The sequence below is a fragment of the Rhodopirellula sp. MGV genome (assembly GCF_002251265.1).
Taxonomy (GTDB): Bacteria; Planctomycetota; Planctomycetia; order Pirellulales; family Pirellulaceae; genus Stieleria; species Stieleria baltica_A.
Window position 1 is genome coordinate 1 of the sequence record NZ_NPDI01000011.1, and the last position, 24985, is coordinate 24985.

Below are 24985 nucleotides of genomic sequence, written 5' to 3' on the forward strand. Positions count from 1 at the left end.
CTTGGAGGCTCTCTGCCTTTCTTTGATCTTTCATGATGACAATTCATATTCATTGCGACTAAAAAGGAGTATCGAAGACCACGAAGCAATTGAGTCAGCCAAGCGTACGGGCAAATAACAATCGGATGCACGACGAGCGGCGGAGTTGTGCTGGTACCGAGTTTGAGTCAATCGCCGCCGCCGCGTGATCCGTAACGTTACGCCAATGAGGATGCGTTGACCTCCACTGCTCTTGAGACAGACCGATTCCGAATCCTTGATGCACTTCTACTGATCAGTGCGTTCGCGATATCGGCGGCAATCATTGGGACGCACGTCGACACATCTAACACGTTCGCCGATGTCCTGTTCAGCACCCACATTGCTATTCGTATCTTAACGCTGACCCTTGCCGCAAGAATTCTCTGGCGTCACGTACGATTTCGGCACACGTTTTGGTCGAAAGGCAAACTCTCTGTTCTTGCTGTTGCTTCCGCATTCGTGCTGGATGCCGCCAGCCTTTGGAGCATTATTGCGTTTGACAATCCGTATGAAATTCAAGACTCTCTTTCCATTCGACTGCATGACTTCTGGCAGATTCTATGGAACCATTACAATCGAGGGTTTGAGACGCCTGCCAACGTCACCGTGGCGGCTTGGATTGCGCACCAGTTGTTGGTCGGGAAGACATCAAACCGAAGAGACTGGATTGATACCGTTGGTGTGGTCCTTGGCTTGTTTTGGATCGTTGGTGCGCTTAGCATTCAAGCTGTACTCCATTTCGTGGCGTAACAATGCGATCGCTTTAGGTCAGAAGTCAAGAGGATAAGCGGCAAGCGAGCCGATCCTTCGAGCTCGCGTTAAGCCGCTGCGGTTCGCGCGCACCTTCATCCCGGAATTGATTCTCCCATTTCCGCCTCGAACGTTTCAGTTGTTTTTCGCGGGTGGCTGGTCGGCTCCAAGCTTTGTGCGAAAGGTCTCTGGTTGAACCGGTTCCAAGGCTGGCGATGCTCGCTGTTGGGCTCTCGTGACGGACCTGCGGTGGATGACACACTGAGCTGGCTCAGAGCGTTGGTCCAGCGGGCGCTTCAATATACGAGAGCACGTTTCTGTGGCGCGCTGCTCTGGCACAGAGCACTCCGCTATCGCAACATCGTCAAAGACGATGGGGGAGGGCGCATGTTTCTCAAGATACAAGATCACAGAGACCAGAATCGTTGTATTTCCACGTCTTGTAGAAATTCTTCTGCGGTACGTTGGCAACTGCTGCTGGTGCTTTTTGTATTGCTCGTTTGAATCGATGTCGAATTTTAGCTATTCGCGACGCACAACGGCGTTCGCCGTCTTTGCGGAGTTTTCGATTGCGTCTGTCGTCTCACAGCCGTTTGAAAGTAGTGATCCTGGTGCGGTTGATCAATTCTGGGGGGCGAATCGTCGTTCGACCGGGTTGGTTCTGCAGTACCGGCTGATGTATCCGCTTGCACGGCTCGACTGGTCGCTTGGATCGAGCCGAGTGCTTTCGAAGCTGCCACACGCGAGTTTTCCAAGTGCCATATCAAAGGCGGTTCGATGTCGCGTGCTAGTACACAGTTGCGGATGCCCAGCAACGCAATGTGAGTTTCCCGGGCGCCCGGGAAAACTTTTAGACGTTCACTTGCATTGTCGGCCGCAGGCCTGTCACGAGCACCCGATTGAATCGCTGTGCTGTGTGGTGCCATGCGCTCTTGCTGCAACTTTTGAGAGGTCGGTACCGCGAATCTGGTGCGTGAAAATGCAGTCTCGCATCGTTGTTCACAATTTGTCTGGCAAGGTTGGGAGAACGATTTTTTGTATCGGGAATCAAGAATGTGATTCAATAAATGCTTCCGTCGAATTCTTTTTCAATTCAAACAAAGGAAAAGCACAAAATGCCGACCGTTCAGAACCAACCAATTTCACGATCTGAGCTTAAGGAAACGCTATCGCGTATCGCCGAGATGCCGATCCCAAGACTCGAGAAAGTTATTCGTGACCACCCAACAATCAAATCAGTTTCTGATGCATGTTTGCTTTTGCCGACTTTGAGCAAGGCGAATCAACGCAGGTTGTGCACGTCGATCGCCAAGACGGGGCAAACACAATTGATCGATGTGACATCCGCAGGGGTATTGCTTAACGGTCGGCATCGGTTAATTGCGTGCTTTATGCTCGGGATTGAGCCGAAATTGCGGCAAATCGATCCTGACAATGCGGTTGAGTTCGTTTTGGCTGATCAATACCAACGAAGCTACAACCGCGCCGCACGAGCACAAATCGCACTTGAACTCGAAACTTTGATAAAGGAAAAAGCGAGGCTTCTCGATGAACCAGCTTTTGCCGCTGAGGCGTCGAAGCTGCAGAGCGGTAGGCGTTTCTGCGTCGATTTGGATGTGTATTTCACTGACCGAAAGCCATTGCATCTCGAAGAGGGCGAAAGCGTTCGTGTTGCTGCAATTCGGATGGCAGGTAGCACACCGTCTGCAGTACGACGCCTTATCACGCTTCAAAACAAATCTCCGGACCTTGCTAAACGTGCGGTTCAGGGGGGAATATTGCTGCGTGATGCTGAACGCGAACTCCAAAGACAAGCCGATTGCGGCGGATTCGCTGTTTCCCGTGGCAAGCGGCAGGTTGCGATTCGGCATGCTGCAAAAATGTCACCGGGAATTGGTAAACTTAAGAAGGAGTTTGGCAACAAGAAGCGGAAGATTCAGATCTACGAGCTTTCATCCCGGAGTTTTAACGTCGTTTGCGATTCGCCCAGGAAAAGGACAGTTGTGTCGATTGCTGGTACGTACGCCGCAGCTCGATGGGAGGGAGTTCTTCTACTGATCGGGGAATTCAGCGGGTGAAACGATGGAAGCGTAGCCTATACTCCGTTCGATCCGGTGTTGCGGGGCTTATGCTTGCCACGCTTCGTGCTGGCATGCTTCCAGTTTTAAAGAGTCGTTCGACGTAGATGGCTATGTCCGAAAGGGCGTTTGTTGGCAATGTGAATCACGGCGTTGCAACTGGGGCTTTTAGAGAGCATTAGGATGCTGCTGTCATTGACGATTACTGGATTCGTGGAAGCCAATAGTGACGCTATCTTCGGCACTGGTGTTGCGTTCAACGTGAATCGAAGGTCAGGCCCATGGGATTCGTGAAAAGAGTTGGCAAGGTACCCAAACAGGCGGAGAAACTATCGCTTGATATTGTCCAGTTTGCGTTAGACATTGTTGGCATCGCTGACCCTACTCCAGTTAGCGATGGCATCAGCGGACTGATTTCGCTTGCGCGAGGTGATTTACTGGGCGCGGCCATCAGTGGTCTGAGCATGGTCCCTTTTCTCGGTGATCTTGCGAAAACAGGGAAAATACCGAAGTACGCGCGGTCGATTACCGAGCAATTTCACTAGCCAGAAAGAACATCGATTTCGCAAGGATCCTTCGCCCTGCCTTCGTGAACCTTGGAAAGGCTTTGGACAGTTTGCCAGTGAATCAGATTCCTGCATCTGTGCGACCGCAAACCGTTGCGATTCGGGAAGAGGTCAGGGCATTTCTTCACAGCACAAGGTGGATCGACGAGTTAGAGGTGCCGTTCAAGCGTCAGTATCATCACTATTCAAAACACACTGGTGCTCACTGTTCAGGTCGCACGGGTACGAAAATGGATCTGACGCCCAGCGAGGCCACGGAAGTCCTCCGAAAAGCTGAGTTTAGTGAGAAAGCGGCGGCAAATACGGTGCCGTCGCTGTGGGCATTTAAGGATGGCAAGATCTACCGGTTCATGCGTGACGCCACTGAAAGTTGGCACGGATATCCAACAGTTGAAGCCCCTCCGACAGAAGTGCTTCGTAAGTGGCGTAGCTCCGGAGTTATCACCAAAGCAGCTTACATGAAGCTGTTGCAGCTGCCGCAGCGTGCCAAGTGATCCACTCGCCACTGGAATCAGGAATCAGTCCATTCCGTAGTCCGGGTTGCTTCCTGGCCCACGGAATTTTCGTGGTCCCCGTCGAAGACATTCCGTTTTTTTTGGGGCAAAACGTTTCCATTTTTTACAGTTTGCCGGCCCACTTAGTGGCCCACAGATGGATTTGCTAAGTGGCCCAGATTGCTCGATCCGTAAGCTGTTGTGATCCAAGGAGTTAGGGCGGCGTTCTACATCGCAAAAATCACCTGGAGAACGTTGACATCGTGGAGGTCACAGATTCGAGTTCTGTATCGCCCACTCAAAAAGAACCCCGCAAGGCCAAGCGTCTTGCGGGGTTTTTTGTTTGCGCACCTTCCCCCTCCGTAGTGGATCTTGTCAAAGATCCCTCGCGACTCGTAGTGGATCTTGTTAAAGATCCGAAGCCGTCAGCTGGTCCACGAAGTGTCGCATTGGGCAACGTGTGTTTTCCGGATTGTGCATTCGTGGGGGCGGAGCTGAGAATGCATGTTGCCGGGTTCAAGCGGCGATGTCTTGATCGCGTTTTTGTGAGAAGGTGAATCTGCAACGCCGGCCCCTCCGGGGCGAGTGTATTGTTCTTGATTGAGTTCTCGGGGCTGCCACCCCGAGCTACCGGCGTGGACTCCTCCGGAGTCAATGCAATCTCCACCGCGTTGCAACCAATGTGAAGTGGTTACCGTGCTTTTCATTGCGAAGATCGTTTGCGATCGATCTCGTTCGCCCCGGAGGGGCCGATGTTGATGGTTCTAGGGAGCTTTGATGGGGTAGTGGATCTTGTTAAAGATCCGGAGCATCGATTTTGGGGAATGGATTTTTAACAAAATCCACTACGGCTTGGCGGGAGCGGATACGAAGTGCTTGCTACTTCGTCATCGACGGCACCTTGTCGACGGTGCGGTAGTTCCTGGCCGCGTTTGTGACACCGCGGTTCTGCTCCATGTTGGCGGCCAACTTAGATTTGCCGATGCCATTGGGCGCAAGCAAAGATGCGACTTGATCCGTGTTCGTGTATTGCTTGTCATGTAAACGCAGTTGGTCGAGGGTGTTGGGCCATGGTTCCGTTGCATCAGGCGCGGGAAGCGTTGTCACCGTAACCTTCTGTCACACCAGCGGCGATGTGATCGACTTGTTGGTCGGCGACGGTGTTGATTCGGAGTCAATCGGCACGACGAGCAATCACCTGGAATTGCCCACGAAACGGCGACAGTAGACGAATCAACCGAAGTCGTATCCGCAAACTACCGTTTCCAAATAAACCAAGGCGACAAACTCTTTTAGGTGTGGTCTAGTGCATTTTTGATTGTCGCCTTTCGCTCCGCCGAAAGTAGCGTTCTTTGATTCTTTTGCCGGCTAAGGAGCGACGTTGGTGGTCCCCAGTATTGAAGTTCAGCAGGCTTTCATCGCACGCGGTGCTGCATTGTTTCGCTGGATGAACGGCTCGGAAAAACGCTCCTTAAAATCCAGCTCTTGACTTTTTGTCCTATGAGGAAGATCACAGGAGCTGAAAGAAGTTCTCGACACGTTAAACGTAGCTCGGAGGAATTCACAATGAAGATTACTGCGGGTAGGGGTGATGTTATCGCCGTGCCGATTAATGGGGTGTGGGCGCTGGGGCGCGTGATCTTCGTGTCGAAGTACTTTAAGGAAATAATGTTGATTGAATTTCGCGGCCCGTTTTCTTCAGATGCGGCCGATTGGCATACAGGGAGGCCCCTTGTTTCTGTTTACACTGCTGCAGCATCATTTGAGAGAAGGGGATGGAAGAAGGTCGGAACCGCGGGGGTTGGAGACGCCGAATTGAAAAAGTCGATTCGAGTGGTCGCCAATGAAGTTTGGGAGCAGGACGTGTTTTTGCGCAAAGCGACTGCGAACGATAAGCAGCAGATTCCGATGATGTTGGTAGACGGTTTCATCCGTGTGGAATCGACGTTGTTACGCGCCATTGCGGAAGATGCGGGGTGCTAATTGCAGGTCGTTTTCCGTTGGCATTGAATGGATGGTGCCATTCAATTCAAAATTCGTAAATATGGGAATGCATACCGGGGCAGTGCCCCAGCGCGAGGAAACGCGTGGCCTTTAGCCAAAAGGTGATCTCACTGCGATAGCTTTTGCTCTCGCATGCAAGCATTGCTTCTCTGGATTCAGTAGCAGATCAATGTTCAATGAGTCCGCGTACCTTTTCTTCTGCTGGACGCTTGGAATGGCTGTTATGGGCTATCCCAGTGTTAAACCTTCACAAATGCCGACGCCAACAAACTGATGTGCGATTCGCAAAAACGGGTGGTTCATGCACCTTGCCAAGTAACTGTGGCGTCCGAGCCTCTGGGGTCAGCAGCAAAGTCGCGTTCTAGGCGGATCTTTTTTGGGTCTGTGGCAATATGCACGGCGATTCTTTTTGGTCTGCTAACGGGACGGCCAAAATTCATTTCCGTGAAATCATTGCCAAGTTTTGAAGGCTTTTTCCTGGAGCACGCGGTTGCCGCAATAGGAATTTGCTTTTCAATTTCGATCGTATTGGTCTTGGTAACTCTACGGGCAGGTTCGCATCATTTTCGTGTCACGAAGAGGCGTTTGTTGTCCACCATGTCGCTGGTGTTTCTCTGTTTGATTCAATTGTGGTGCGTCCTGGGGTTTGGCGTTCTGTTTGTCGTTGTTGTTGTCCATTCCTGAATCGGTTGACGTCGATCGTTCAACCATCGCAGTCAGTAAAGAGCCTTGAATGGGGTCACCCAGGAAAATTAAACGGGACAGAGGTGAATGGCACGGGGGCAATCGAGAGCTGCGGAGACCATCTCGCAGGGAGTTCGTTCTTTCTACGGCAGAGTTATTTGCATTGGTCCGCCTTCAACTTGGAAAGTTGAGCGACAATGTCGCTCGATTCTCCGAATCGACAGAGCCCGGTTCATTGAATGTGGCGGACAGGTCGACCAGGTGAAAAGGTTTCGCGAGCACATCACAATGGAGAAATTGGATTGTTGCGATTGATCACGCATCTGCGACGGCATCGGCATTCCAAGCGACAAATCTTTCTCAGTTTGGAGGGGCATTTAGGTCGTTGGAATGATCTTTCTCATCGAGAAAATCGTAGGCGATGCGGCAGTAGGAGCGAGTACGATGAAACGTCGCTCTTCATCTCAAGCCTTCCGGCCCAGGTCCGAGCGATTTGCAAACATCTCCGAGACCATTGGCAATCATGAATTCACAGCACGATGTGTTTGATGTGAATTGTGTCGCGGACGCGATTCGCCGAATGGCACTCAGTATTTTGCGACGAGGTACTTCGCTGATAGATTCAGTCCGCGCCAAGTGGCTTCGCGCAGGTTGGGATGAGACGGTGATCGATATGGCCTATGACTGTAGTCACGCTGTTTGAACGTGCGATTGCCTTGGGCTCATCTGATGTCGCCTTGTGCTCGGCAAAAGCCACGGAAATGAACGCTACTTTCGCGGAGCGAAAGGCGACTCTTAGAATCAGCAGGCAGAACACTTGAAAGGTATGTCACTCGCTTCTTTGGAGCGGTGTCTTCGACCCGATACCTGTCATGGTGGCCCGTTCAGTTAGCGGGCCGATTGCCTCCGGATGAGGTGGGCTTTGGCGTACGGCGAACATTCTGATTTTTTATCCCAGATTGAGGGACAAATCGGACTGCCAGCGTCAATCTAGTAGCTTAGGCAATCGCCGGCCGAGACGAGGCAGCGTGGCTTTGTCATTTGTTCCGGTTGCTGAATGAGCCAGTCGTGTTGAAGCCTTTCTTCCTGTGCATGAGCCTGACAGTCCGTGATCACCGCGTCGCAACTTGCTGATCGATGGCAACGCCATTCCGGTGGGCTGACGCTCTTAGCCAGCGCACGATGTGGACCGGACGAGGCTGGTGACTGCGTTCAAGTGGCTTTCATCAAGCTGGCAGTTGCGAGTCCGGTTCCCGATGACGTCCATGCGTGGTTGGCGACAGTTGTCCGCAATGAAGCCATCTCAAGAGTTCGGAACCGTGCAAGACGTCGTGAGCAAGAGACATTAGCGGCGAGTGCGCGTTCTAGGCTGTTCGCATTTTCAGAACCCGCTTGCTTCATCGGATCTTGGACCCGATCCCAAATTGATGAACTCGGCACCGCGATGGGCGAACTCCACGTCGACGAGAGAGAGTTGATTGTTGCTCGAATTTGGAACGACTTGGCTATCCGTGAAATCGCCAAGTTAACTGGACGTTCTCGTTCGCAAGTCCATCGTGACTACCACGCTGCCCTGCAAAAACTGCGTTGTCTGCTGACCGAGCAGTCCAACGATTTTAATGATTTATTCACCGCCGATATTTGATCGAAATATGAATCACCACCGTTCATCCGATGATCAAAAGCTGACCGCTTTCGAAAGACATTTGACAACTGCACCTGTTGTGGATGTGCCATCAGGAATGGAAGAGATGCTCTATCAGGCAGGCTGGCAAGCGGCAAAGCAGCAGTTGGCGGTGGAGCGAAATTTTCGGCTTCGTAGTTTTGCCGGAGGAGTGGTAAGCGGCGGTTTGGCAGTCGCAGCGGGATTTTTGATTCTGATGTCGATTGCAACCCGTGACGCCGATCGATCGATCGCGCAGGCAAGTATGAGTTCAGTCGATGTGACGGATGAGAATAGCGAATTGCCACCAGCAAGCATCAACGAACCAAATCACTCGCGCCCAATTACCAATTCCGTTGATCCGGCGCTCGCTGCTGCATTGGCTGTGCCGTCAGTACCGCTTGCTTCGATTTGGAACGAGATGCTTGAGCGGGCATCGGTCACATCAAGCATCGTCGCGACACCGATCGGTAACCGCGACGTGATCCAGGTGAGAGATGGGCATGGCATGTCGGTTCTCTCACCGTCTGGTCATTCCGGCCCGGCATCAGTTGATGAGCTCCCATCGGGAGGTCCCCACTACAACACCTATGAATCACCGGAGCTCCGGCCTTTCGGACGTCGTCGCTCGATTCAATCTTGAACGTACCATGAAGAGGTGAAATGAAATGATGCGCACTTTGTATTCCGCCCTTTTGATCAGCGGATTATCTTGGCAATCTGCCGATTGTCAGGGGCAGGGAAGTTCGCCTTCCAGCGAGCTCGGTAGCACGATGACCGCGGAAGCCTTGTTTGGATCACCGCGTCCTACTGAAGCCAAGGCACAAGTCGCCCCAAAGACAAGCTCGCTTTCGGTTGACCCGGTTGCTGAGCCTCGGCCCGCGCTTCAGTATCGATTTTGGCCTCGACGCATCGAACTAAAGCCTGGGTCAGCCAACCTCTACGCCGCTCGCGCGTTGGTCTCACTACAGCATGTCGATTTGGGGTGGACGCGAGAGGCAGAGCAAGACGGTCGAGAGCATCCGTTCCAGATGGATTTCCAAGTGAGTCCGAGGATTGAAGATATTCGGCATTATTCAGATGCTGTAGAACAGATCTGTAACGAGCTGGGCCGGCTTGCTTTCTGTGAAGATCAAACGCGAGATTTACGTATCCGTGACGAACGTGGAGCCGCAATTTTCTCAACCCTATTGCCTGAAATCCAAGCGTCACGGTCATTGGCCAAGGCATTGCGATTCCGGATTCGGACGCTCGCATTGCAACAAGAGTACGACGACGCAATCGCCCAACTGCTCGTTGGGTTCCGGCTCTCCGAATACATCGGTGATGGCGAGACCATCATTGAACGACTCGTTGGCAACGCCATCGCGAGCATGATGTGCGATGAAATCGAATTTTTGGTCCAGCAGCCCGATTGTCCCAACCTCTATTGGGCACTGGCGGGCCTTCCGGCTGACCTTGGAGATCCGGCCGACCAGGCGCTTTTGGAAATGAGTTTGATGCAGCGTCATCTGCCGATCTTGCAGATGGCCGAAAGCGATGACTTTTCGGATGAGGTTTGGTTGGCGCATGTGGCCAAAGCGGCGGAAGACCTGCGAGGGCTCGGTCAGTCCGATCTATCGTTCGTCTCTATGCTTCAATTACTTTCTGATAACTCGACGCCATCCGCTCGGCAGTCGCTGATTGATCACGGATTGGATGCCAGTGTTGTTAAGCAAATGTCTAAGATTCGTGCGGTTTTGCTGAACGCCAACTACCAGATCGCGGAGCAAACCGATGCGCTCAAGAAGGGGTTTCTGTTGCAGGAGCCAATGCGTCAGCGCGTCATTGAAACCTCGGACGCGAGTTTTGGGAAATGGAGAGATGAAAACCCGGACAGTTTCGCGAGCATGCTGACCGGCTTGCTATTGCCCGCCGTGTCGACAGTGAACCGTTCCGGGATTCGCACTCAGTTGCGGATTCGTCGGCTGATGGCAGTTGAGGCGATTCGCAATTTCGCAGCCAACAACGGACAGCTTCCGGAAACGTTGGAAGCGATTGTTGACTTGCCCGTCCCGCGTGACCCCTTTACCGACACCGCATTCGGCTATTCGGTGGGAAGCGAAACCAACTTGATGTCGTTCGACTTGTCGGCGGACGTGCCAGAGGACGCAGACTTCCTGAGGGAACTGCATGTCGAACTGCGTCGGAAATAGTGGACTTTTAATCCATGTAGGGAGCATGCGTTCTTGCGACTTATGCCGAGCGAATGGCGACTTCGCAAAACATCATCGCCACACTCGAACCGTTTTGAGCGTGGCGTTTTAGGTGATCAAGTTTTCCGTTAAACACAGGAATCCAGGCTATGACACAGTTTCTTCGCTTGTCCGTTGTTTTGCCGCTATGGATGCTTTGCATACCATGTTTTGCGCAAGACGGATTCCCAGAGAAGCATCAATCGGTTCGACCGTTTGTTAACGATCAAACGATGATGCTTGGGTGGATTGATTTGCAAAATGCCGATCCGGCAGAAGCTTGTGGGGTTCTTGCAAAAGCAACGCAAGATTCCAACCTTGAAAAGTTGAGCCCGACAATTCGATCGATGCAATCAACGTTGAGGGAATTCGAATGCTCCATGGTTTACGTCGTTGCAGACCTTTCGGATCTGTTCGGTGGTCAACCGAAGGTGGTTTTGCCCAGTGGTAAGCCGCTGGCGTTACAACAGGTTTTGTCCGTCATCGCACCGAACCAGCGAGTTGATGTGCACGATGACTGTGTCGTGGTGACCTCACCCAATGGCCAGTCCACGCCTGGTGCGGCAACCGCCCCGCCACAAGAACTTGTCGATGCAATCGCAGGTAATCCCTACGCCGTCGCATTGACGCTCATGCCCAGCAACGCGGTTCGCCAGCTATTGCCCGCTTGGCGGGCCAACACGAAGGCATCCGAAAAAGCGGCTCTGGATGCGCTCAGCCAACTTGAGAACTTGCGGATCCTTTCACTCGGATTGGATACGTCGACGTTCGGTGGTAAGGCAACCGCGATCATGAGCAGCGAAACGGCTGCTCTGGAAGCGAAAGAATGGTTCGCCAATCTTGCGACGGATCAGTTGGGAACCCCTTTGCCGGTCACCCCGACCTCAAGCGGCAATACGGCCGAGCTTGTCTTTGAAAACCGAGACCACCTTGTCGATTTGATTGCGGAGCTTCATCAGCGGGCAACGAAAAACGCGAGACAGTCCCAGCGGCTGAATGATTTTCGCCAAGCCATGCTCGGCTTTCACAACTTTCACGCAACTTACAATCGACTCCCTCCCCAAGCAATTGTCGACGACAAAGGCAAGCGTCTGTTGAGTTGGCGGGTTGCGTTGCTTCCGTACATTGGCGAGACGGAACTTTGGAGTCGTTTTCATCTCGATGAGCCATGGGACGGTCCCAACAACAAACCGCTGATTAGCGAAATGCCCAAGGTTTATGCCGGGCAGCTCCCAGTCGAAGATGGAAAAACAACGATGGTCGCGCCGCTTACTCCCGATACCGCGATGGGGCGTGCAGGAGAGTCGACTGCGTTTAAAAACATCCTCGACGGGTTATCAAATACCATCGGCATCGTGGACGCAACACCCGACAACGCGGTTGTTTGGTCGAAACCGGAGGACCTGACCGTCGACAAACAGAACTGGAGAAAACTGATTGTCGCAGATGGCCAAAATCGGTTTATCGCTACGATGTGGGACGGATCTGTGCGAAACCTATCGGCAACCCTGGACACGGATGTGTTTTTCGATCTTCTGACCATTGACGGTAAAGAAGACTATGACCACGACCTGTTGAACGAAAACTGATCGTCAGCTAGGTAGTGGATCTTGTTAAAGATCCGGCGGTTCGCGTTTCGGCTTGGGGATCGGATCTTTAAAAAGATCCACTACGGTGGTGGCGGGATCTTTGACAAGATCCACTACGTTTTGATGGTGCTGAGCATTGCTGATTTGCGGCGCCCTTCTTGCGGTTGAAATTGGGCCTTGGCTGGTGGACTTGATTGATGAATCACCATTCGTACATTGTGAGGCGACGCCGGTGTTGTGGGAGCTGTATCAACAATCGCAAATCGCTGATGCTCGGAATGCGGCGAGCAGGGCAGAGACGAAGTCGAAGCGTTATGAATCGGAAGTCGCACGGTTAGAAGACAAAGTCGAATCGCTCGCGCTGACCTGTCAGGCACTTTGGGAAATCGTGCGTGAGCAGACAGGGCTGACTGACGAACAGTTGGTCGCGAAAGTCAGCGAAATCGATCTGCGTGATGGCGTCGCCGATGGCAGGATGACCAACGGAGTGCAGTCTTGCGAAAACTGTGGACGCAAGACCAGTAAGCGACGATTGAGCTGTCTTTACTGTGGTGAAGAGAACAGCAGGGAGCACGTGTTTCAGCAATAGCCGTGCAACGTCGGCCCCTCCGGGGCGAATGTGTTGATTTTGATTGAGTTCTCGGAGCTGCCACCCCGAGCTATCGACGCGGACTCCTCCGGAGTCAATGCAGCCGGCACGGCTTCCTTAAGTGAGTAGTGGATCTTGTTAAAGATCCGGAGCATCGATTTTGGGCAGGGATTTTTAACAAAATCCACTACGGGTTTGCGGGAGGGGATTGCGAAGTGCTTGCTACTTCGTCATCGACAACACCTTGTCGACGGTGCGATAGTTCCTGGCCGTGGTCGTGACGCCGAGGTGCTTCTCCATGTTGGCGGCCAACTTGGATTTACCGATGCCGTTGGGTGCAAACAGATACGCGACTTGTTCGGTGATCGTGAAGTGTTCGTCGGCTGTTTGAAGTTTGCCGAGTGCTGTCATGTCTGCTTCATTAGCAGGCTTGTCCAGAAAGAAAAAATGCAGCGTCTTCGGTTCTGCGGTCGCTTCGGGATAGGGATTCGAATCGACGGCCGCTTGCAGTTCGTCAACGGTCAATAAAAAAAGTTGCGGCCGGAATCCGTGATGCGTGTCGATGCAATCAAGAATCTTCTTCCGCAGTGGCGGTTTGGCTTTCCCATTGCACTCGAACACGACGTTACCACTTTGGATGTAGGTGCGGACGTTGTTTAGTTTCAGTGATTCGAGTTCTGCTTTCAGCTTTGCCATCGGCAATCGATTGTTGCCACCAACGTTGATTCCGCGAAGGAGAGCGATCCAAGTTTGCATCGTTGGTCAAGTCATCGGTTGGTGGTCATCAATCGCACTGGTTGGCGACCTGTTTTGCTTGGTCGCGATACAATTGTATGACCAAAGCGACGCAGCACAGCAGCAGTACGACAGCGAAGGGCAGTGCGACGGTGATCGAAGCCGCTTGGAGGGCTTTGAGTCCGCCAACGGTTAAAAGTGCTGCTGCGGCCAATCCTTCGGTGATGGCCCAGAATAAACGAGTGCCGACGGGAGGGACGGGATTTCCGCCGGACGCGATAATGTCGATCACCATCGACGCAGAATCGGAAGAGGTTACGAAAAAGAGCACGATGCACGTCAGCGCGATCACGATGCCGAGCGTTGTCAGTGGGCCGCTTCCGAACAGGCTCTCGAGTAGCACAAACAACACCGTTGGGAGCGGTTGGACGATCGCTTGGTGATCATCGGTGACTACGGCAGTGGTCCGGTATTCGACGACGGTGAGTGGCGATTCTTTGTACTCGATCGATCCGTCATCCGCAGTGATGGGGGTTCCGTCGTCGGAGAGTTCGGCCACGGCAAACGATGTCAGCGGAGTCTCGCCCGACCGTTCGTATCGGACATGTTGCCGAAGAGTTGTGCCTCCGAAAGCGGTGAGCCATAGGATCGCGATCAGGGTTGGAGTCGCCAGGACTCCGACGACGTATTCCTGGATCGTTCGTCCTTTAGAAACTCTGGCAATAAACAGTCCAACGAACGGTGACCAGGCAATCCACCAAGCCCAGAAAAATACCGTCCATCCGGTGAGCCAGCTTTGCGAATCTGTGTCAAAAATCCCAGTCGTTACCGAAGCACGCGGGAGCAATTGCACATACGACCAAAGGTTGGCAACGCATCCAAACGCAAATGCAAAGAGTCCACCGCCGGCGATCACCATCAGGAACAGCATCGCAGCAATCCCCAGGTTTAACTCACTCAGCCGGCGGATCCCCGCGTCAAGTCCCATGACGACTGATAACGTCGCGACGGCAGTGATTGCCGCGATCAAGATGATCTGTGTTGTGATCGAGTCTGGGATTCCGAATAAAAATGTCAGGCCTGCGTTGACTTGTTGGGCTCCGATGCCAAGTGACGTTGCAACCCCGGTCAGGGTGGCCACGATGGCGAGAAGATCCAGCAGATCACCGGCGCGGCCCCAGACATATCGCCCAAAGACTGGTTCGAGTACCGACCGAAAGCTGAGTGGCAATTGTTTGCGAAAGCCGAAATAGCCCAAGCAAAGTCCGACGATCGCATAAAGTGCCCAAGGGTGAAGTCCCCAGTGAAAGGTGGTGATCGCCATTGCCAACCGGCTGGGGCCGCCCGAAACATGGTAGCTAGGAGGCGGTGAGACGAAGTGATCGATTGGTTCGGCGACCGAGTAAAATAGCAAGCCGATTCCCATCCCGGCGCTAAATAACATTGCGAACCAGGAGAGGCGGCTGAACTCGGGTTGGGAGTCATCTGGCCCCAGCCGCACGTGGCGAAAAGGTCCGAAGGCGAGCCAGCCAGCGAAGAGCAGGAATCCTGACATCAGGCCGACGTAGAACCATCCAAATGTTTGGCTGATCCCGTCACGGACTTCTTCAAACGTGGTCCGAAGGCTGTCTGCGGGAATCGCGAAGCACATCGTGATTAGGCCGAGGATGGTGAGTGCTGCCGCCGGAAAAACGACAGGGTGCATCTCAAAGTGCTTGCCCCATCGAATCCGAGGAAGTTGGCGAACCGATGGCGGCGATTCGGCAGGTACGTCGTCGTGGCTGTCGTCTGCTGATGGCGAGATAGGAGCGGACTCCGGTTTGAAAAGGCTCTTCGTTCGAAAGAGCCAAGGGTGGAAGAGATTGCACCGCGAGGCGCGGAAAGAGGTCGAGAGATTGACGTCGGCGTTACGGTTTCTCGAACAAGAAAACGCCCCACGTCAGATGTCCGTTGGAGCCGCCATCAATCCAGTATTGCAACCCACGCTTCATGCGCGTGATGTACTCGGGCGAAATCTCCTGTTGTAGGTCTGGTTCCAATTCGGAGGTGCGCCGCAAGACGTTCGAGTAGTGTCGTACAAGGTCTTCGGTGCGTTGATGGAAACCGCGGTCGATCCACCCCAGTTCGGCGGCGTAGCCTTGGTAGGTTGCCGGAGAGCTCAGGTCGCTGAGGTGCAGTCGATCGAGAATCGGCTGCAACACCTCTTGCGGGCAGGTGTCAGACTTCATCGGGTCGGTCATCACGAACAGACCCGTATGACGCAGGATTCGATGAACTTCTTGGAAGACTTGTTGTCGATCACCGGAATGCAGGATCGCGTCTTGAGACCAGAGAATATCGAAAGAGGCGTCGTCGCAGGGAACGGATTCGAACCTTCCATCAAGGACATCGATTTGGTCGGTGAGTCCGGCTTGTTCGTTCAACTCGCGGTTGCGTTCGTTTTCGACATCAGAAAGGTTCAGGCAGGTGACGTGGCAGCCGTAGGTTTGTGCCAAGTGACGCGCGGCGCCGCCATATCCGGAACCGATGTCAAGGACACGGCTGTTCGCGTTCAGGTTGCTAAGGCGTTCGCATAGATAACGTACCGTGCGGTGACTGGCGTCACGGATCGGTTCGTTCGCATCGCGATACATCCCGACATGGATGTCTTCGCCGCCCCAAACGCTGGCATAGAAACGGTCGGCGTCTGTGCTGTTGTAGTAGTCACGAGCAATCGTTGTGGCTTGTTCTGAGGAACTCATTCGTTTTCACCCTCGTTGTTGTTTTCGTCGTTGGGGCAAACGTATTTTTTTTCGGCGACATGGATGAAAAAGTCTGGATCGGATTCCTGGTACGTTTCCATGAAATCGCCGTATGTCTGCACGGTGGGGAAGCCCGCTTCTTTGATCAATCGCCGGGTGTATTCTTTGCGAAGCGGATACATGTTGAGGTGGTAGACCGAGCCGTCTGCGAATTCATAGCGAAAACGCGCAAGCCCTTCGTCGACGTGTTCAGGAGCCGCAGACACCTTTTCCCCGCAGTAGTAATACTTGTGCTGGGAACTGAAGCCATGATCGATGATCGAGTCATAGTTGCGTTGATCGAGAATCAACATGCCGTCATAGACCAGCGCCGAGTAGAACTCAGCCAACGCTTTTCGGCGGTCGACTTCGTTGAACAGGTGTGTAAAAGAATTTCCCAAGCAGATCACGGCATCGAAGCGGCCGTCGCAGTCGCGATTGAGCCACCTCCAGTCCGCTTGGTTTGTGCGTAGGACATGTCCTCGTTTGCGTGCATTCTCGAAGGCCCGCGAAAGCATGTAGGGACTGCCATCGACGCTAACGACGTCAAACCCGGCTTCAATCAGACGTACCGAATGGAATCCCGTCCCGGTTGCGACGTCCAGAACTCGCTTGACGCCTCGGCTTCGCAGTTCCTCAATGAAAAACTCGCCTTCGGATTCCCAGCGTTGCTCCCAGTCGATCAGTTCATCCCACTTTTCGACAAAGCCTCGGACGTACTCGTCAGTGTATTGATTCGTGTCTCTCACTTCTTTTGGACTCAAACCATAGTCTTGGTCTTGGTACTTCAGGAGTGAGCTCGAAGTTTCGTGTTTATCCACGTAATTGCCGTGTTTTCGGTGTCTGGTTGAAAATGAGACCCTTGGAACGTAACAGAAAATGCTTTCTGTTGAAAGTTTTAGATTGGGGGATCGTTTCAGCTGGAAGCATTGTTGCCCACCGTTTCCCCGGCCAGGGGGTCAATCTTCACACCGATTTTGCTAAACATTTGGAGAAGGTGTTTCACTCGTTTGCCACTCCTGATCCCCATCCCGAAATTCTCCCCCCCCAAGACCCGTGATTCCGTATGGACCTGAGTCATGAAGATCAGATCGTTGCCGCAATTCGGCAAATCATCCGCGCGGTGGATCTGCATTCACGTCGATTGGTACAAGGGCACGGCTTAACGGGACCACAGCTAGCGGTGTTGCAGGAGACGTCGCGTTTGGGGCCCGTCGCTCCGAGTGCCTTGGCGCGTTCGGTTCACTTGAGCCAACCGACGATCACCGGGGTGTTGAAGCGTTTGGAGTCACGCGGGCTCGTTCAGCGAGAACGAAACGAGAGTGATCGACGTTCGGTGACATTTGATATCACCGAGCTCGGTAAGCAAACGTTGGCAGCCTCGCCATCGTTACTGCAAGACGAGTTCCGTGTCGCGCTTAGTCGGCTGGAGGAATGGGAACGTTTGCAGATTTTGTCGACGTTGCAAAGGGTTGCGACGCTGATGGATGCGGGCGATCTCGATGCGTCGCCTCACCTGATGCCAGGTGACCTGACGGAAGGAGCTTGAAGAGCTGTCCTACCGCGATAGGGGCTGGGATAGCGACGGGGGGATGGGGAATCCGAGAAGCTGCGCCGCTTGGATGGGAGGCTCTTCCAATGCGGTCTCATCCAGGCTGAGGTCTTTTTCGTCCGCCCTGTTGGCGTTCTGTTTCGACAAGGCACGCAGTTGTTCTGGCGGCATCAGGTCGATGACTCGGCCGATCTTGCTGGTCGTTTTGGAGAGCGAATGGTCGACCGATTTGGCGTGTGTTTTCAACGAGCTGACTGCAGAAGCGAGCTCGCGAATCTCTTCGGGCCTTGCGGATCGGCCAGTGGATGTCATTAGGTCCAGCTTCGCTTGGACGCTGGCCAGTTGTTCGGAAAGTTTGGCCACTTCGGCTTCGGCGACGGCAACTTGTTCGCTCGCATCAAAGACGTCTTCGATACCGAATTCGACGCCGGCGAAAGAGGAGATGCCGGCGCGTTCGAGTTGTGACTTGACGAAGCTTGGGGCGATGATCAGCAAAACCATCGCCGCCACGATCATTGCCTCACGTGTCGCGGCAAACAGGTCGCGTAGGTCGGCCCACTTCGATTTGCGTTCTTCGCCTTCAGCCACGGTGTTTCTCCTTGCTCCACTCAACCGTCCGTCAAACCGGATTGTTCAATATTCGCGCGGGTGGCGTCCAGATCATTCCGGACCGCGTGAAACTCCCTCGGCCCCGGCATCCGGCGGGGAAGTACTGATCAAATACGCCAGCAGATCGGCCGCTTGCGATGCGGTCATACCCGAAAGTAATTGGTCGGGCATTGCGGATTTTTCTGCTGGTTGCGAACGTTCGATTTCGTTGTGATCGACAACATGTGGCTTGCCTGAGGAGTCAACCAAGGTGATCGAATCGCTGGTGTTTGCGGTCACGATTCCGACGATGATTTGGCCATCGGCGGTCAGGATCTGTTGCGAACGAAACTTCGCCTCGATCTTCGCGGAGGGTTGCAAAATACTGGTCAAGATTTCCAGTGGTGACTGATTGGCGGCGATACCGGTTAGGTCGGGACCGACAAGTTTTCCGACGGATCCGATGCGGTGGCAGGAGCGACAGTTGATGTCTCTGGATTCTTCGAACAACTGGCGCCCGCGGTCGCTGGAGCCTTCGATGGCGAGCAGCGTTTGTGGATCGATGTCAGGGCCGAGTCGCTGTGTGCGTTGCTGTTCCGGCAGATACGGTTCGAACAGGTCTCGGGTCAGCGAGTCGTCGCTGGTGAGTGCCAGTTGGATGATTTGGTCGCGTGTCGGTTGGGGAAGTTTTCCAAGGCCAACAGCCAATGACAGGGCGAGTGCATGTTGTGGGGTGTCGAGATAGCGGTTGGCTTCTGCGGCAAGGTCCGATGAATCTTCAAGTCTTGCTTCAACAGTCTTCCATTGGAATTCCCTATTGGATTTTGCCATTGAGACGGTCCAGTCGTGCAGTAATCGGACCCCGTCGATGTCTGTTACCCTCGATCCGAATTGTGGCATGTGGCCACGTCCTGACTTCAGAATGCGGTAGAGCAGAATACTGCGATACGGATCACCAGGCGCGATCACGCGAGCGTCGTCGATCCCAAAGTTGCCCTGCGCAGGAATCTCATTGACGAAGTTGTTCGTTTGCAAGGTTTTGGTGATATCGAAATTGAAGTTCGCGGTGCCGCCGCCTTGCGGCCGATGGCATGACGAACAGTTGAGCGACAAATACGATCGGGCACGCCGTGTAAGTGATTGCGAGGTATCGTGTGGTGATGCGATCGCGTCGGGCCAATCGAATTTGTTTTGGAAGTAGCCTTTGTCGTAGAGCCGGTCCAGTTGATTTTCGCCGTGATCGACAAGGTTCAATTGAGGGAGCCAAAATCCTTGGACGGTGCCACCAGCCCAGATATGACAGAGCAGGCATTCGCTGCGACTGGCGTGTCGCCAAGTTTGTGTGCGACTTCCGCCTGGTGAATCGGAGTCAATAATTTGCAGCTTGGTTTCGCTTGCGATGTCATCTTGCAGGATTGCGTCGGTCTGATCGGCGTTCCAGACATAGTTGTATGCCCGCCATTCATCATCCGGCAGATGCAGGATCTGTGTTTCCAAATGCGTTATCGTTGACTTGTCATTTGGGTCGCGATAGTAGCTGACCGTTTTGGCGACGACGGTATCAATCGGAAATTGGAACCGTCCGCTGACGATCGGCCGTTGCCAATCGTCATAGTCGTACAGCCCCAATTGCTCATCGTTGGGGACTCCGATCCATTGTCTGGAATGTGTGCCGTCGGCCCAGTGTGACGCGTTGATTTGGTATTCGATCACACCCGACGAAGGTTGCTGTGCGACGACATCGTCAAACAAACCCGTCTGGCTGAGTCGTTTGGGAAACGCTTCGGGGTGATTGACGGCATCGTTGGGATCGAGCCGCATTATGGTGCCGTCGAATCCGACCAAAAGCACTTCGCCAGAGGGATCGAGCATGAAGCAAACGATTTGCAGTGACGTGTCGAGCAGTTCTTTCTGCCAAAGGACTGTGTCACCATCCGATTTGAGTGCCCAAACCTTGCCGGTCATCCAGTCGCCATAGATGTACGCGCCTTTTAGTTCGGGCAGTCGATCGCTTTGCCAGAAATGACCACCGGTGATCGAACGCGAATCGAGGTGCGTGTGTTCAAACAATGGCGGGGTGATCGGTACACGTGGCTGGCGTCCTTGTTTGACAACCTGGCTGCCTTCCATCAGGCTCCAACCGTGATTCCGACCACGCGTGACTCGGTGGATCATCTCACGCATTTCCCAACCGACGTCTGCTGCCAGCAGGTCGCCATTGTCCGGGTTGAAGGCGATCTTCCAGGGATTGCGGAGACCGAACGACCAGATTTCGCCGCGGGCATTCGGTACGCCGACAAACGGATTGTCGGCGGGGATACGATAAGTCACATCGCCTTCGGGAAGGTCGACATCGATGCGCAAGATGGACGCTTCCAGATCACTCAGGTCCTGTCCGGTTTCTTCGGCGTCAGGCGGGTATGGCGCTTGCGTGTCACCAACGGAAACATACAGCATGCCGTCAGGTCCGAATTGCATCGAACTGCCGGTGTGGCCGGTCGGTTGCCACTGGACCAATACTTGACGACTTTGGGGATCGACGGTGGGGACCGTTGGATCAATGACTTTAAATCGAGCGACCTTGGTTCCACGTTCTTCGCTACCGTTGTAGGTGTAGCAAACGAAGCACCAAGGGAACCGTTCGAGGTCGTGATGAAACAGAGTCGTCAGTGTCTGACCCACCGGCTGCCGATGGCAGTCGTTGAGGTCCAGCACCTTGGTCAGCTCGGCGGTGTTTGGATCGTTCGAAAAAGAGACGATCGGGCCGTTCTGTTGCGTCGCGATCCAGCGTTGAGCGTCTGGAAGCCAGGCAATGTCAGTCGGGTGATCGAGCTTGACGTTCTTGAAGACCCGCGTGGCTTTATAAGGCAGCGGTGGTTCCGGAGTGCCGTGGACGCGAGAAGAACGCCAGGGCGTCGCACGCTGTGGAGGATCTTCGGCGAGCAACGAGTTAACGAAGACGCCGGCAACGCCATGCAGAAGGACAGCAAGTCCAACGATTGAACGCAAACACGCGGCACGCATTGTTTCCTGACTCCCGGCATAGCGAAGTGAATCACCGGAATAGTTTATCAGAAACGTTGTGACGCTTCGTTCGAAGTCAGGCTCACAAGGCGACGAAGCCTTCGGTTCGTCGCCTTATCCAATCGGAGCGTCTTTCTGCTTCTATCGGGTCTGGATCATCCAGTCGGGAAGGCCACCCGGACGACTGCACTCGCAACCACGCAATCGTGACATGATCGGCGCGGTCATTGACTGTCCATCGCTGAAGAAGAAATCGGGCGCGGGCTGTTGCTGGCCGCCGATTTCTTGCATCGTGCCGGCTCGGAACAAGCGACCGTTGATCATCACCAAGTCGACTTTTTCGGTGTGACGGATCTCTTCGGTCGGATCGAAGCCACGTTCGATCACGATCAAGTCGGCGAGCTTACCGGTTTCGAGCGAGCCGATGTCAGCGTCGAGTCCCAGGTACTTTGCACCGTTGATCGTTCCGCAAGCGAGCGATTGCATCGGTGTCATTCCACCTTGGACGAAGCTCCACAGTTCCCAGTGGGTGTCGATTCCATTCAATTGGCCGTGACCGCCGGCCTGGACCATGCCACCGTCTTCAACGACTTGCTTGGCGATTTCAGCAACACGAATGTGGTTGTAATCTTCCAGCGGTGCTTTTTGGCGGCGGTGTGACTGGGGGTGCAACTTGTGTGGCGGCAGGAAGCGGTTCAAACGCTCGTGTCGGAACAAGTCGTCGACTTCGTACCAATAGCGTTCACCAGAGATCCCGCCATAGGCCACGCACAGCGTTGGGGTGTAGCCGACGCTGGTTCCACGCCAGAGGTCATAGACGTCGTCATAGGCAGTTTGAACCGGAAGCGTGTGTTCGATGCCGGTGTGTCCGTCGACGATCATCGTCATGTTGTGCATGAACGTCGAACCGCCTTCGGGGACGACCATCATTTCCAATTCGCGTGCGGCAGCAAGGACTTGTTGTCGTTGATCGCGACGCGGTTGGTTGTAGCTTTTGACGCTGAACGCACCAGCGGCTTTCATCCGTGCGAGGTGGAACTTGGCGTCTTCCAGGTTTTCGATTTCTGCTTTGAAGGCACCGGCGGCACCATACAAAATCGTCCCGGTCGAAAACGTACGTGGGCCGAGAGTCTCACCCGCACGAATCATTTCGATCGCGGAGAACGTTCCACCGGTATCGTTCGATGGGTCATGCGCGGTCGTGATGCCAAACGCCAATCGCGCGTAGTTCACCCAGTTTTGCTGAGGCGTGATGCCGTCGCTGGACATCGGGCCGTGAGCGTGCACGTCGATCAGGCCTGGCAGGATGACCATGCCGGGAGTTGGAACCACGGTTGCGTCGTCTGGAATGTTGACTTCGCCTTTGGCACCGATCGCTTCGATGCGATTTCCGCGAACGACGATCGTCCCAGGGTTGATCACGCCTTGTTCGCCCATGGTGACGATCTTCGCCCCGACAAATGCGAAGGCCGTGTCGGGCGCTGCGGTTTTGGCTTCGAATCCGATCGCAAGTTCGGAAACGGAGCTTTCCGGTTTTTCCTCTTCGGTGCTTTCTTCTTCTGTCGACTCCGTCTTCGTCGGTTCAGTTTCCGGCTGGTCGCCGTTCAAGAACGCGAATGCTTTGTCGAGCGGTTTGCTGTAGAGGGTTGGTCCGAGTGTCCACAACAATTGGCTGCTATCGCCAGAGAAGTGGCACCAGTCACCCGCTTGCTCGCTGACTTTTGCAACCGGGATGGCGGATCCGTTCGGGCCAATGTCGATCGCTTTGCCCGCGTTGACCAGCGGAGTGACGTAGACGTTGAAGCGTTCGATGAAGGCGGCCCAGTTGCCGTCGGGTGAAATCTGGAACGTCGTGCCCCAGGTGCTTTTCAGGTGTTCGCGTTTGTCTTTACCATCCAAGCCGATCGAGCAGAGTTGCAAGTTGTCGGCGTTGGAATTGCGGGACGTCTGCAGGAAGTAAACGCGATCGCTGCTTTCGGCGAACTGTGGGGTCTCGCCAGAGTTGGTGATCAAGGTCGGTTCGCCACCGCGAGCGGCGACGCTGTACATGCCTGGCTCACGCGACCAAAGCGGCGAACGCAAGTATCCGTCACCCGATTTGGTGTAGACGATTGATTGTCCGTCGGGTGAGAAAACGGGCTGCAGGTAATGGCCGGGATCTTGGGTGACCGTCCATGATTCGTCGCTGTTTGGGTCAACGGCGGCAACACGGATCGAACCGAGGTCTTTATCGTGCCACGTGGAGTAAACGACGTATTTGCCGTCACGAGAAAAACTAGGGTAGAACTCCAAGTGATCGGTTTGTTCGGTCAAGCGACGTGGTTCGCCATCGGGCAACTGTTTCAGCCAGATTTTGCCAAGTGCTTGGTAGAGGACTTGGTCACCGCTAGGCGATTGGCTGACCCAACGCAGCATTTTGACAGGGAAGCGTTCCGGTGAAACTTCGACGTTGAAGCGAACGGCGTCGCGGATCTCTCGTTCGTCAACGATGTGAAACGGGATCACGGTGGCTTCGCCGGATTCGATGTCGATCCGTCGGATCTGACCTTTGGCCCACGTCACGATGGCTTTGTCGTCCGGTGTCCAGGCCATGCAAGAGTAAACGCCGTGGATCGCCCAAGCTTCTTGCATGTCGCGCTCGAGTTCGTCGTAAACCATACGGACGGCACCCGATTTCAAGTCCAGCACATGCAGTGCGGTTTTGGCTCCGACGCGACGGACGAAAGCGAGCGTTTTGCCATCGTGTGATGGGGTCGGGCGGCATGCACCACCGGGGCCAGTAACGAAGGCTTCGGTGTCACCGTCTTCGAGGTTCAGGCGTTTGATCGTGTAGATCTGGCCGTGCGAGTCTTTGTCGTACTGAAACGTGTCACCCGGAGTCGTGTCTTGGGAGTAATAGACGTATTTGCCGTCGGGTGAGTAAATCGGCTCGTTGACGTCTTTTTGTTCGTTGGGTTTCGACGTCAGTTGAACGCCGTTCATCGCGGCGGCGCTTTTGGCCGCTCGGTGATACATCCAGATTTCGCCGGAGCCGAGTGAACGCCGACCGGTAAAGTGTTTTCGCGCAATGATGTAGTCGCCATCAGGTGACCATGCCGGACCGTTCAGCAAACGAAACGTTTCGTTGGAGACTTGTCGCGCGTCGGTGCCGTCGGCACGCATCACCCAGATGTTGTCGCCGGCCCGTTCGTTCTTGCCGGTACGGTCGCTGGTGAAAGCGATCCATTGGCCATCGGGGCTGAATCGTGGTTGCATGTCCCAGCAGATACCGGAGGTCAATCGCTTGGGTGTGCGAACTTCGTCGCCTTCGAGTGGCATGGAGTAGATGTCGCCCAACAAGTCAAACACGATGACTTTGCCGTCGGGGCTGACATCCAAGTTCATCCAGGTGCCTTCGGTGACATCAATCGTTTGGCTGGACGCTTTCCCGGGAGGAGATTCGATATCCCAAGATTTCGATTTGGTCTCTTGAGGGGGATCGGCCTTGGTTTCATCGGCTGGTGGAACGTCCGCCAACAACAGGCTGCACGGCAGCAGCCAAGTGGCGAGAGCCAAACGGGCAACGGTCCTCAAGCAACTGAGCGACATAAATCCTTTCCCTTGGAAAACGGTGCAAATAGGCGTAGCAGACGTA

General features: G+C 54.2%; 20 protein-coding genes. 11 read left to right on the forward strand and 9 right to left on the reverse strand.

Going from position 1 to position 24985, the window contains the following annotated elements; all coding sequences use genetic code 11:
- Positions 1-216: 216 nt before the first annotated feature.
- The 4 genes from CGZ80_RS04630 to CGZ80_RS04650 all read left to right on the forward strand — a co-directional run bounded on the left by CGZ80_RS04630 (position 217) and on the right by CGZ80_RS04650 (position 3909).
- Positions 217-771: a hypothetical protein gene (locus tag CGZ80_RS04630; RefSeq protein ID WP_094411853.1), complete on the forward strand. Its 555-nt coding sequence runs from the start codon at positions 217-219 to the stop codon at positions 769-771.
- A gap of 1328 nt (positions 772-2099) precedes the next feature.
- Entirely contained in the window at positions 2100-2849 is a 750-nt protein-coding gene (locus CGZ80_RS04640) for a hypothetical protein (RefSeq protein WP_143543740.1), read from the forward strand.
- A gap of 281 nt (positions 2850-3130) precedes the next feature.
- Entirely contained in the window at positions 3131-3394 is a 264-nt protein-coding gene (locus CGZ80_RS04645) for a hypothetical protein (protein ID WP_094411859.1), read from the forward strand.
- Between the two features lie 77 nt (positions 3395-3471).
- Entirely contained in the window at positions 3472-3909 is a 438-nt protein-coding gene (locus CGZ80_RS04650) for a hypothetical protein (protein ID WP_143543741.1), read from the forward strand.
- 879 nt (positions 3910-4788) lie between these two features.
- Here CGZ80_RS04650 and CGZ80_RS04655 read toward each other — a convergent pair.
- A complete protein-coding gene (locus CGZ80_RS04655; RefSeq protein WP_094411863.1) occupies positions 4789-5016 on the reverse strand; it encodes a hypothetical protein in 228 nt (75 codons plus the stop codon).
- A gap of 459 nt (positions 5017-5475) precedes the next feature.
- On the opposite strand from CGZ80_RS04655, the gene CGZ80_RS04660 reads away from it, so the two are divergent.
- A complete protein-coding gene (locus CGZ80_RS04660; RefSeq protein WP_094411865.1) occupies positions 5476-5892 on the forward strand; it encodes a hypothetical protein in 417 nt (138 codons plus the stop codon).
- A gap of 564 nt (positions 5893-6456) precedes the next feature.
- Here CGZ80_RS04660 and CGZ80_RS27845 read toward each other — a convergent pair.
- A complete protein-coding gene (locus tag CGZ80_RS27845; protein ID WP_158222553.1) occupies positions 6457-6624 on the reverse strand; it encodes a hypothetical protein in 168 nt (55 codons plus the stop codon).
- Positions 6625-7705: 1081 nt separating this feature from the next.
- Here CGZ80_RS27845 and CGZ80_RS04670 point away from each other — a divergent pair.
- The 5 genes from CGZ80_RS04670 to CGZ80_RS04690 all read left to right on the forward strand — a co-directional run bounded on the left by CGZ80_RS04670 (position 7706) and on the right by CGZ80_RS04690 (position 12672).
- Positions 7706-8242, forward strand: coding sequence for an RNA polymerase sigma factor (locus CGZ80_RS04670; RefSeq protein ID WP_094411869.1), 537 nt, complete (start codon positions 7706-7708; stop codon positions 8240-8242).
- 7 nt (positions 8243-8249) lie between these two features.
- Entirely contained in the window at positions 8250-8903 is a 654-nt protein-coding gene (locus CGZ80_RS04675) for a hypothetical protein (RefSeq protein ID WP_094411871.1), read from the forward strand.
- Between the two features lie 130 nt (positions 8904-9033).
- Positions 9034-10455, forward strand: coding sequence for a hypothetical protein (locus tag CGZ80_RS04680; protein ID WP_143543742.1), 1422 nt, complete (start codon positions 9034-9036; stop codon positions 10453-10455).
- Positions 10456-10874: 419 nt separating this feature from the next.
- Entirely contained in the window at positions 10875-12083 is a 1209-nt protein-coding gene (locus CGZ80_RS04685; RefSeq protein ID WP_158222554.1) for a DUF1559 domain-containing protein, read from the forward strand.
- Between the two features lie 232 nt (positions 12084-12315).
- Positions 12316-12672, forward strand: a complete 357-nt coding sequence (locus CGZ80_RS04690) for a hypothetical protein (RefSeq protein WP_143543743.1) — start codon at positions 12316-12318, stop codon at positions 12670-12672.
- Between the two features lie 222 nt (positions 12673-12894).
- Here the strand turns inward: CGZ80_RS04690 and CGZ80_RS04695 are convergent, their stop codons facing one another.
- From CGZ80_RS04695 to CGZ80_RS04710, 4 genes are all read right to left on the reverse strand, one after another.
- Positions 12895-13428, reverse strand: a complete 534-nt coding sequence (locus CGZ80_RS04695; protein WP_094411879.1) for a DUF1697 domain-containing protein — start codon at positions 13426-13428, stop codon at positions 12895-12897.
- A gap of 28 nt (positions 13429-13456) precedes the next feature.
- Positions 13457-15112: a BCCT family transporter gene (locus CGZ80_RS28220; protein ID WP_198953627.1), complete on the reverse strand. Its 1656-nt coding sequence runs from the start codon at positions 15110-15112 to the stop codon at positions 13457-13459.
- 202 nt (positions 15113-15314) lie between these two features.
- Complete coding sequence (locus CGZ80_RS04705; protein ID WP_094411881.1) at positions 15315-16148, reverse strand: SAM-dependent methyltransferase; 834 nt, start codon at positions 16146-16148, stop codon at positions 15315-15317.
- Positions 16145-17008 (reverse strand): class I SAM-dependent methyltransferase, encoded by an 864-nt coding sequence (locus CGZ80_RS04710; RefSeq protein WP_198953628.1) that lies wholly within the window; start codon positions 17006-17008, stop codon positions 16145-16147. Before CGZ80_RS04710 ends, CGZ80_RS04705 begins: the two co-directional genes overlap by 4 nt.
- A 245-nt stretch (positions 17009-17253) precedes the next feature.
- On the opposite strand from CGZ80_RS04710, the gene CGZ80_RS04715 reads away from it, so the two are divergent.
- Complete coding sequence (locus tag CGZ80_RS04715) at positions 17254-17736, forward strand: MarR family winged helix-turn-helix transcriptional regulator (RefSeq protein ID WP_094411883.1); 483 nt, start codon at positions 17254-17256, stop codon at positions 17734-17736.
- A 9-nt stretch (positions 17737-17745) separates the two neighbouring features.
- On the opposite strand, the gene CGZ80_RS04720 is transcribed toward CGZ80_RS04715, so the two are convergent.
- The 3 genes from CGZ80_RS04720 to CGZ80_RS04730 all read right to left on the reverse strand — a co-directional run bounded on the left by CGZ80_RS04720 (position 17746) and on the right by CGZ80_RS04730 (position 24939).
- Positions 17746-18327, reverse strand: coding sequence for a hypothetical protein (locus CGZ80_RS04720; RefSeq protein WP_094411885.1), 582 nt, complete (start codon positions 18325-18327; stop codon positions 17746-17748).
- A gap of 72 nt (positions 18328-18399) precedes the next feature.
- Positions 18400-21351 carry a PQQ-dependent sugar dehydrogenase gene (locus tag CGZ80_RS04725; RefSeq protein WP_094411887.1) on the reverse strand — a complete coding sequence of 984 codons (2952 nt, stop codon included), beginning with the start codon at positions 21349-21351 and terminating at the stop codon, positions 18400-18402.
- A gap of 141 nt (positions 21352-21492) precedes the next feature.
- Positions 21493-24939, reverse strand: a complete 3447-nt coding sequence (locus CGZ80_RS04730) for an amidohydrolase family protein (protein WP_094411889.1) — start codon at positions 24937-24939, stop codon at positions 21493-21495.
- Positions 24940-24985 lie beyond the last annotated feature (46 nt).

Excerpts from the sequence above, each read along its gene's own strand:
- CGZ80_RS27845 (WP_158222553.1), bottom strand. The coding sequence starts at position 6,624 with ATGGTTGAACGATCGACGTCAACCGATTCAGGAATGGACAACAACAAC.
- CGZ80_RS04675 (WP_094411871.1), top strand. The coding sequence starts at position 8,250 with ATGAATCACCACCGTTCATCCGATGATCAAAAGCTGACCGCTTTCGAA.
- CGZ80_RS04705 (WP_094411881.1), bottom strand. The coding sequence starts at position 16,148 with ATGAGTTCCTCAGAACAAGCCACAACGATTGCTCGTGACTACTACAAC.
- CGZ80_RS04725 (WP_094411887.1), bottom strand. The coding sequence starts at position 21,351 with ATGCGTGCCGCGTGTTTGCGTTCAATCGTTGGACTTGCTGTCCTTCTG.
- CGZ80_RS04645 (WP_094411859.1), top strand. The coding sequence starts at position 3,131 with ATGGGATTCGTGAAAAGAGTTGGCAAGGTACCCAAACAGGCGGAGAAA.
- CGZ80_RS04695 (WP_094411879.1), bottom strand. The coding sequence starts at position 13,428 with ATGCAAACTTGGATCGCTCTCCTTCGCGGAATCAACGTTGGTGGCAAC.
- CGZ80_RS04715 (WP_094411883.1), top strand. The coding sequence starts at position 17,254 with ATGGACCTGAGTCATGAAGATCAGATCGTTGCCGCAATTCGGCAAATC.
- CGZ80_RS04685 (WP_158222554.1), top strand. The coding sequence starts at position 10,875 with ATGGTTTACGTCGTTGCAGACCTTTCGGATCTGTTCGGTGGTCAACCG.
- CGZ80_RS28220 (WP_198953627.1), bottom strand. The coding sequence starts at position 15,112 with ATGCACCCTGTCGTTTTTCCGGCGGCAGCACTCACCATCCTCGGCCTA.
- CGZ80_RS04660 (WP_094411865.1), top strand. The coding sequence starts at position 5,476 with ATGAAGATTACTGCGGGTAGGGGTGATGTTATCGCCGTGCCGATTAAT.
- CGZ80_RS04730 (WP_094411889.1), bottom strand. The coding sequence starts at position 24,939 with ATGTCGCTCAGTTGCTTGAGGACCGTTGCCCGTTTGGCTCTCGCCACT.
- CGZ80_RS04680 (WP_143543742.1), top strand. The coding sequence starts at position 9,034 with ATGACCGCGGAAGCCTTGTTTGGATCACCGCGTCCTACTGAAGCCAAG.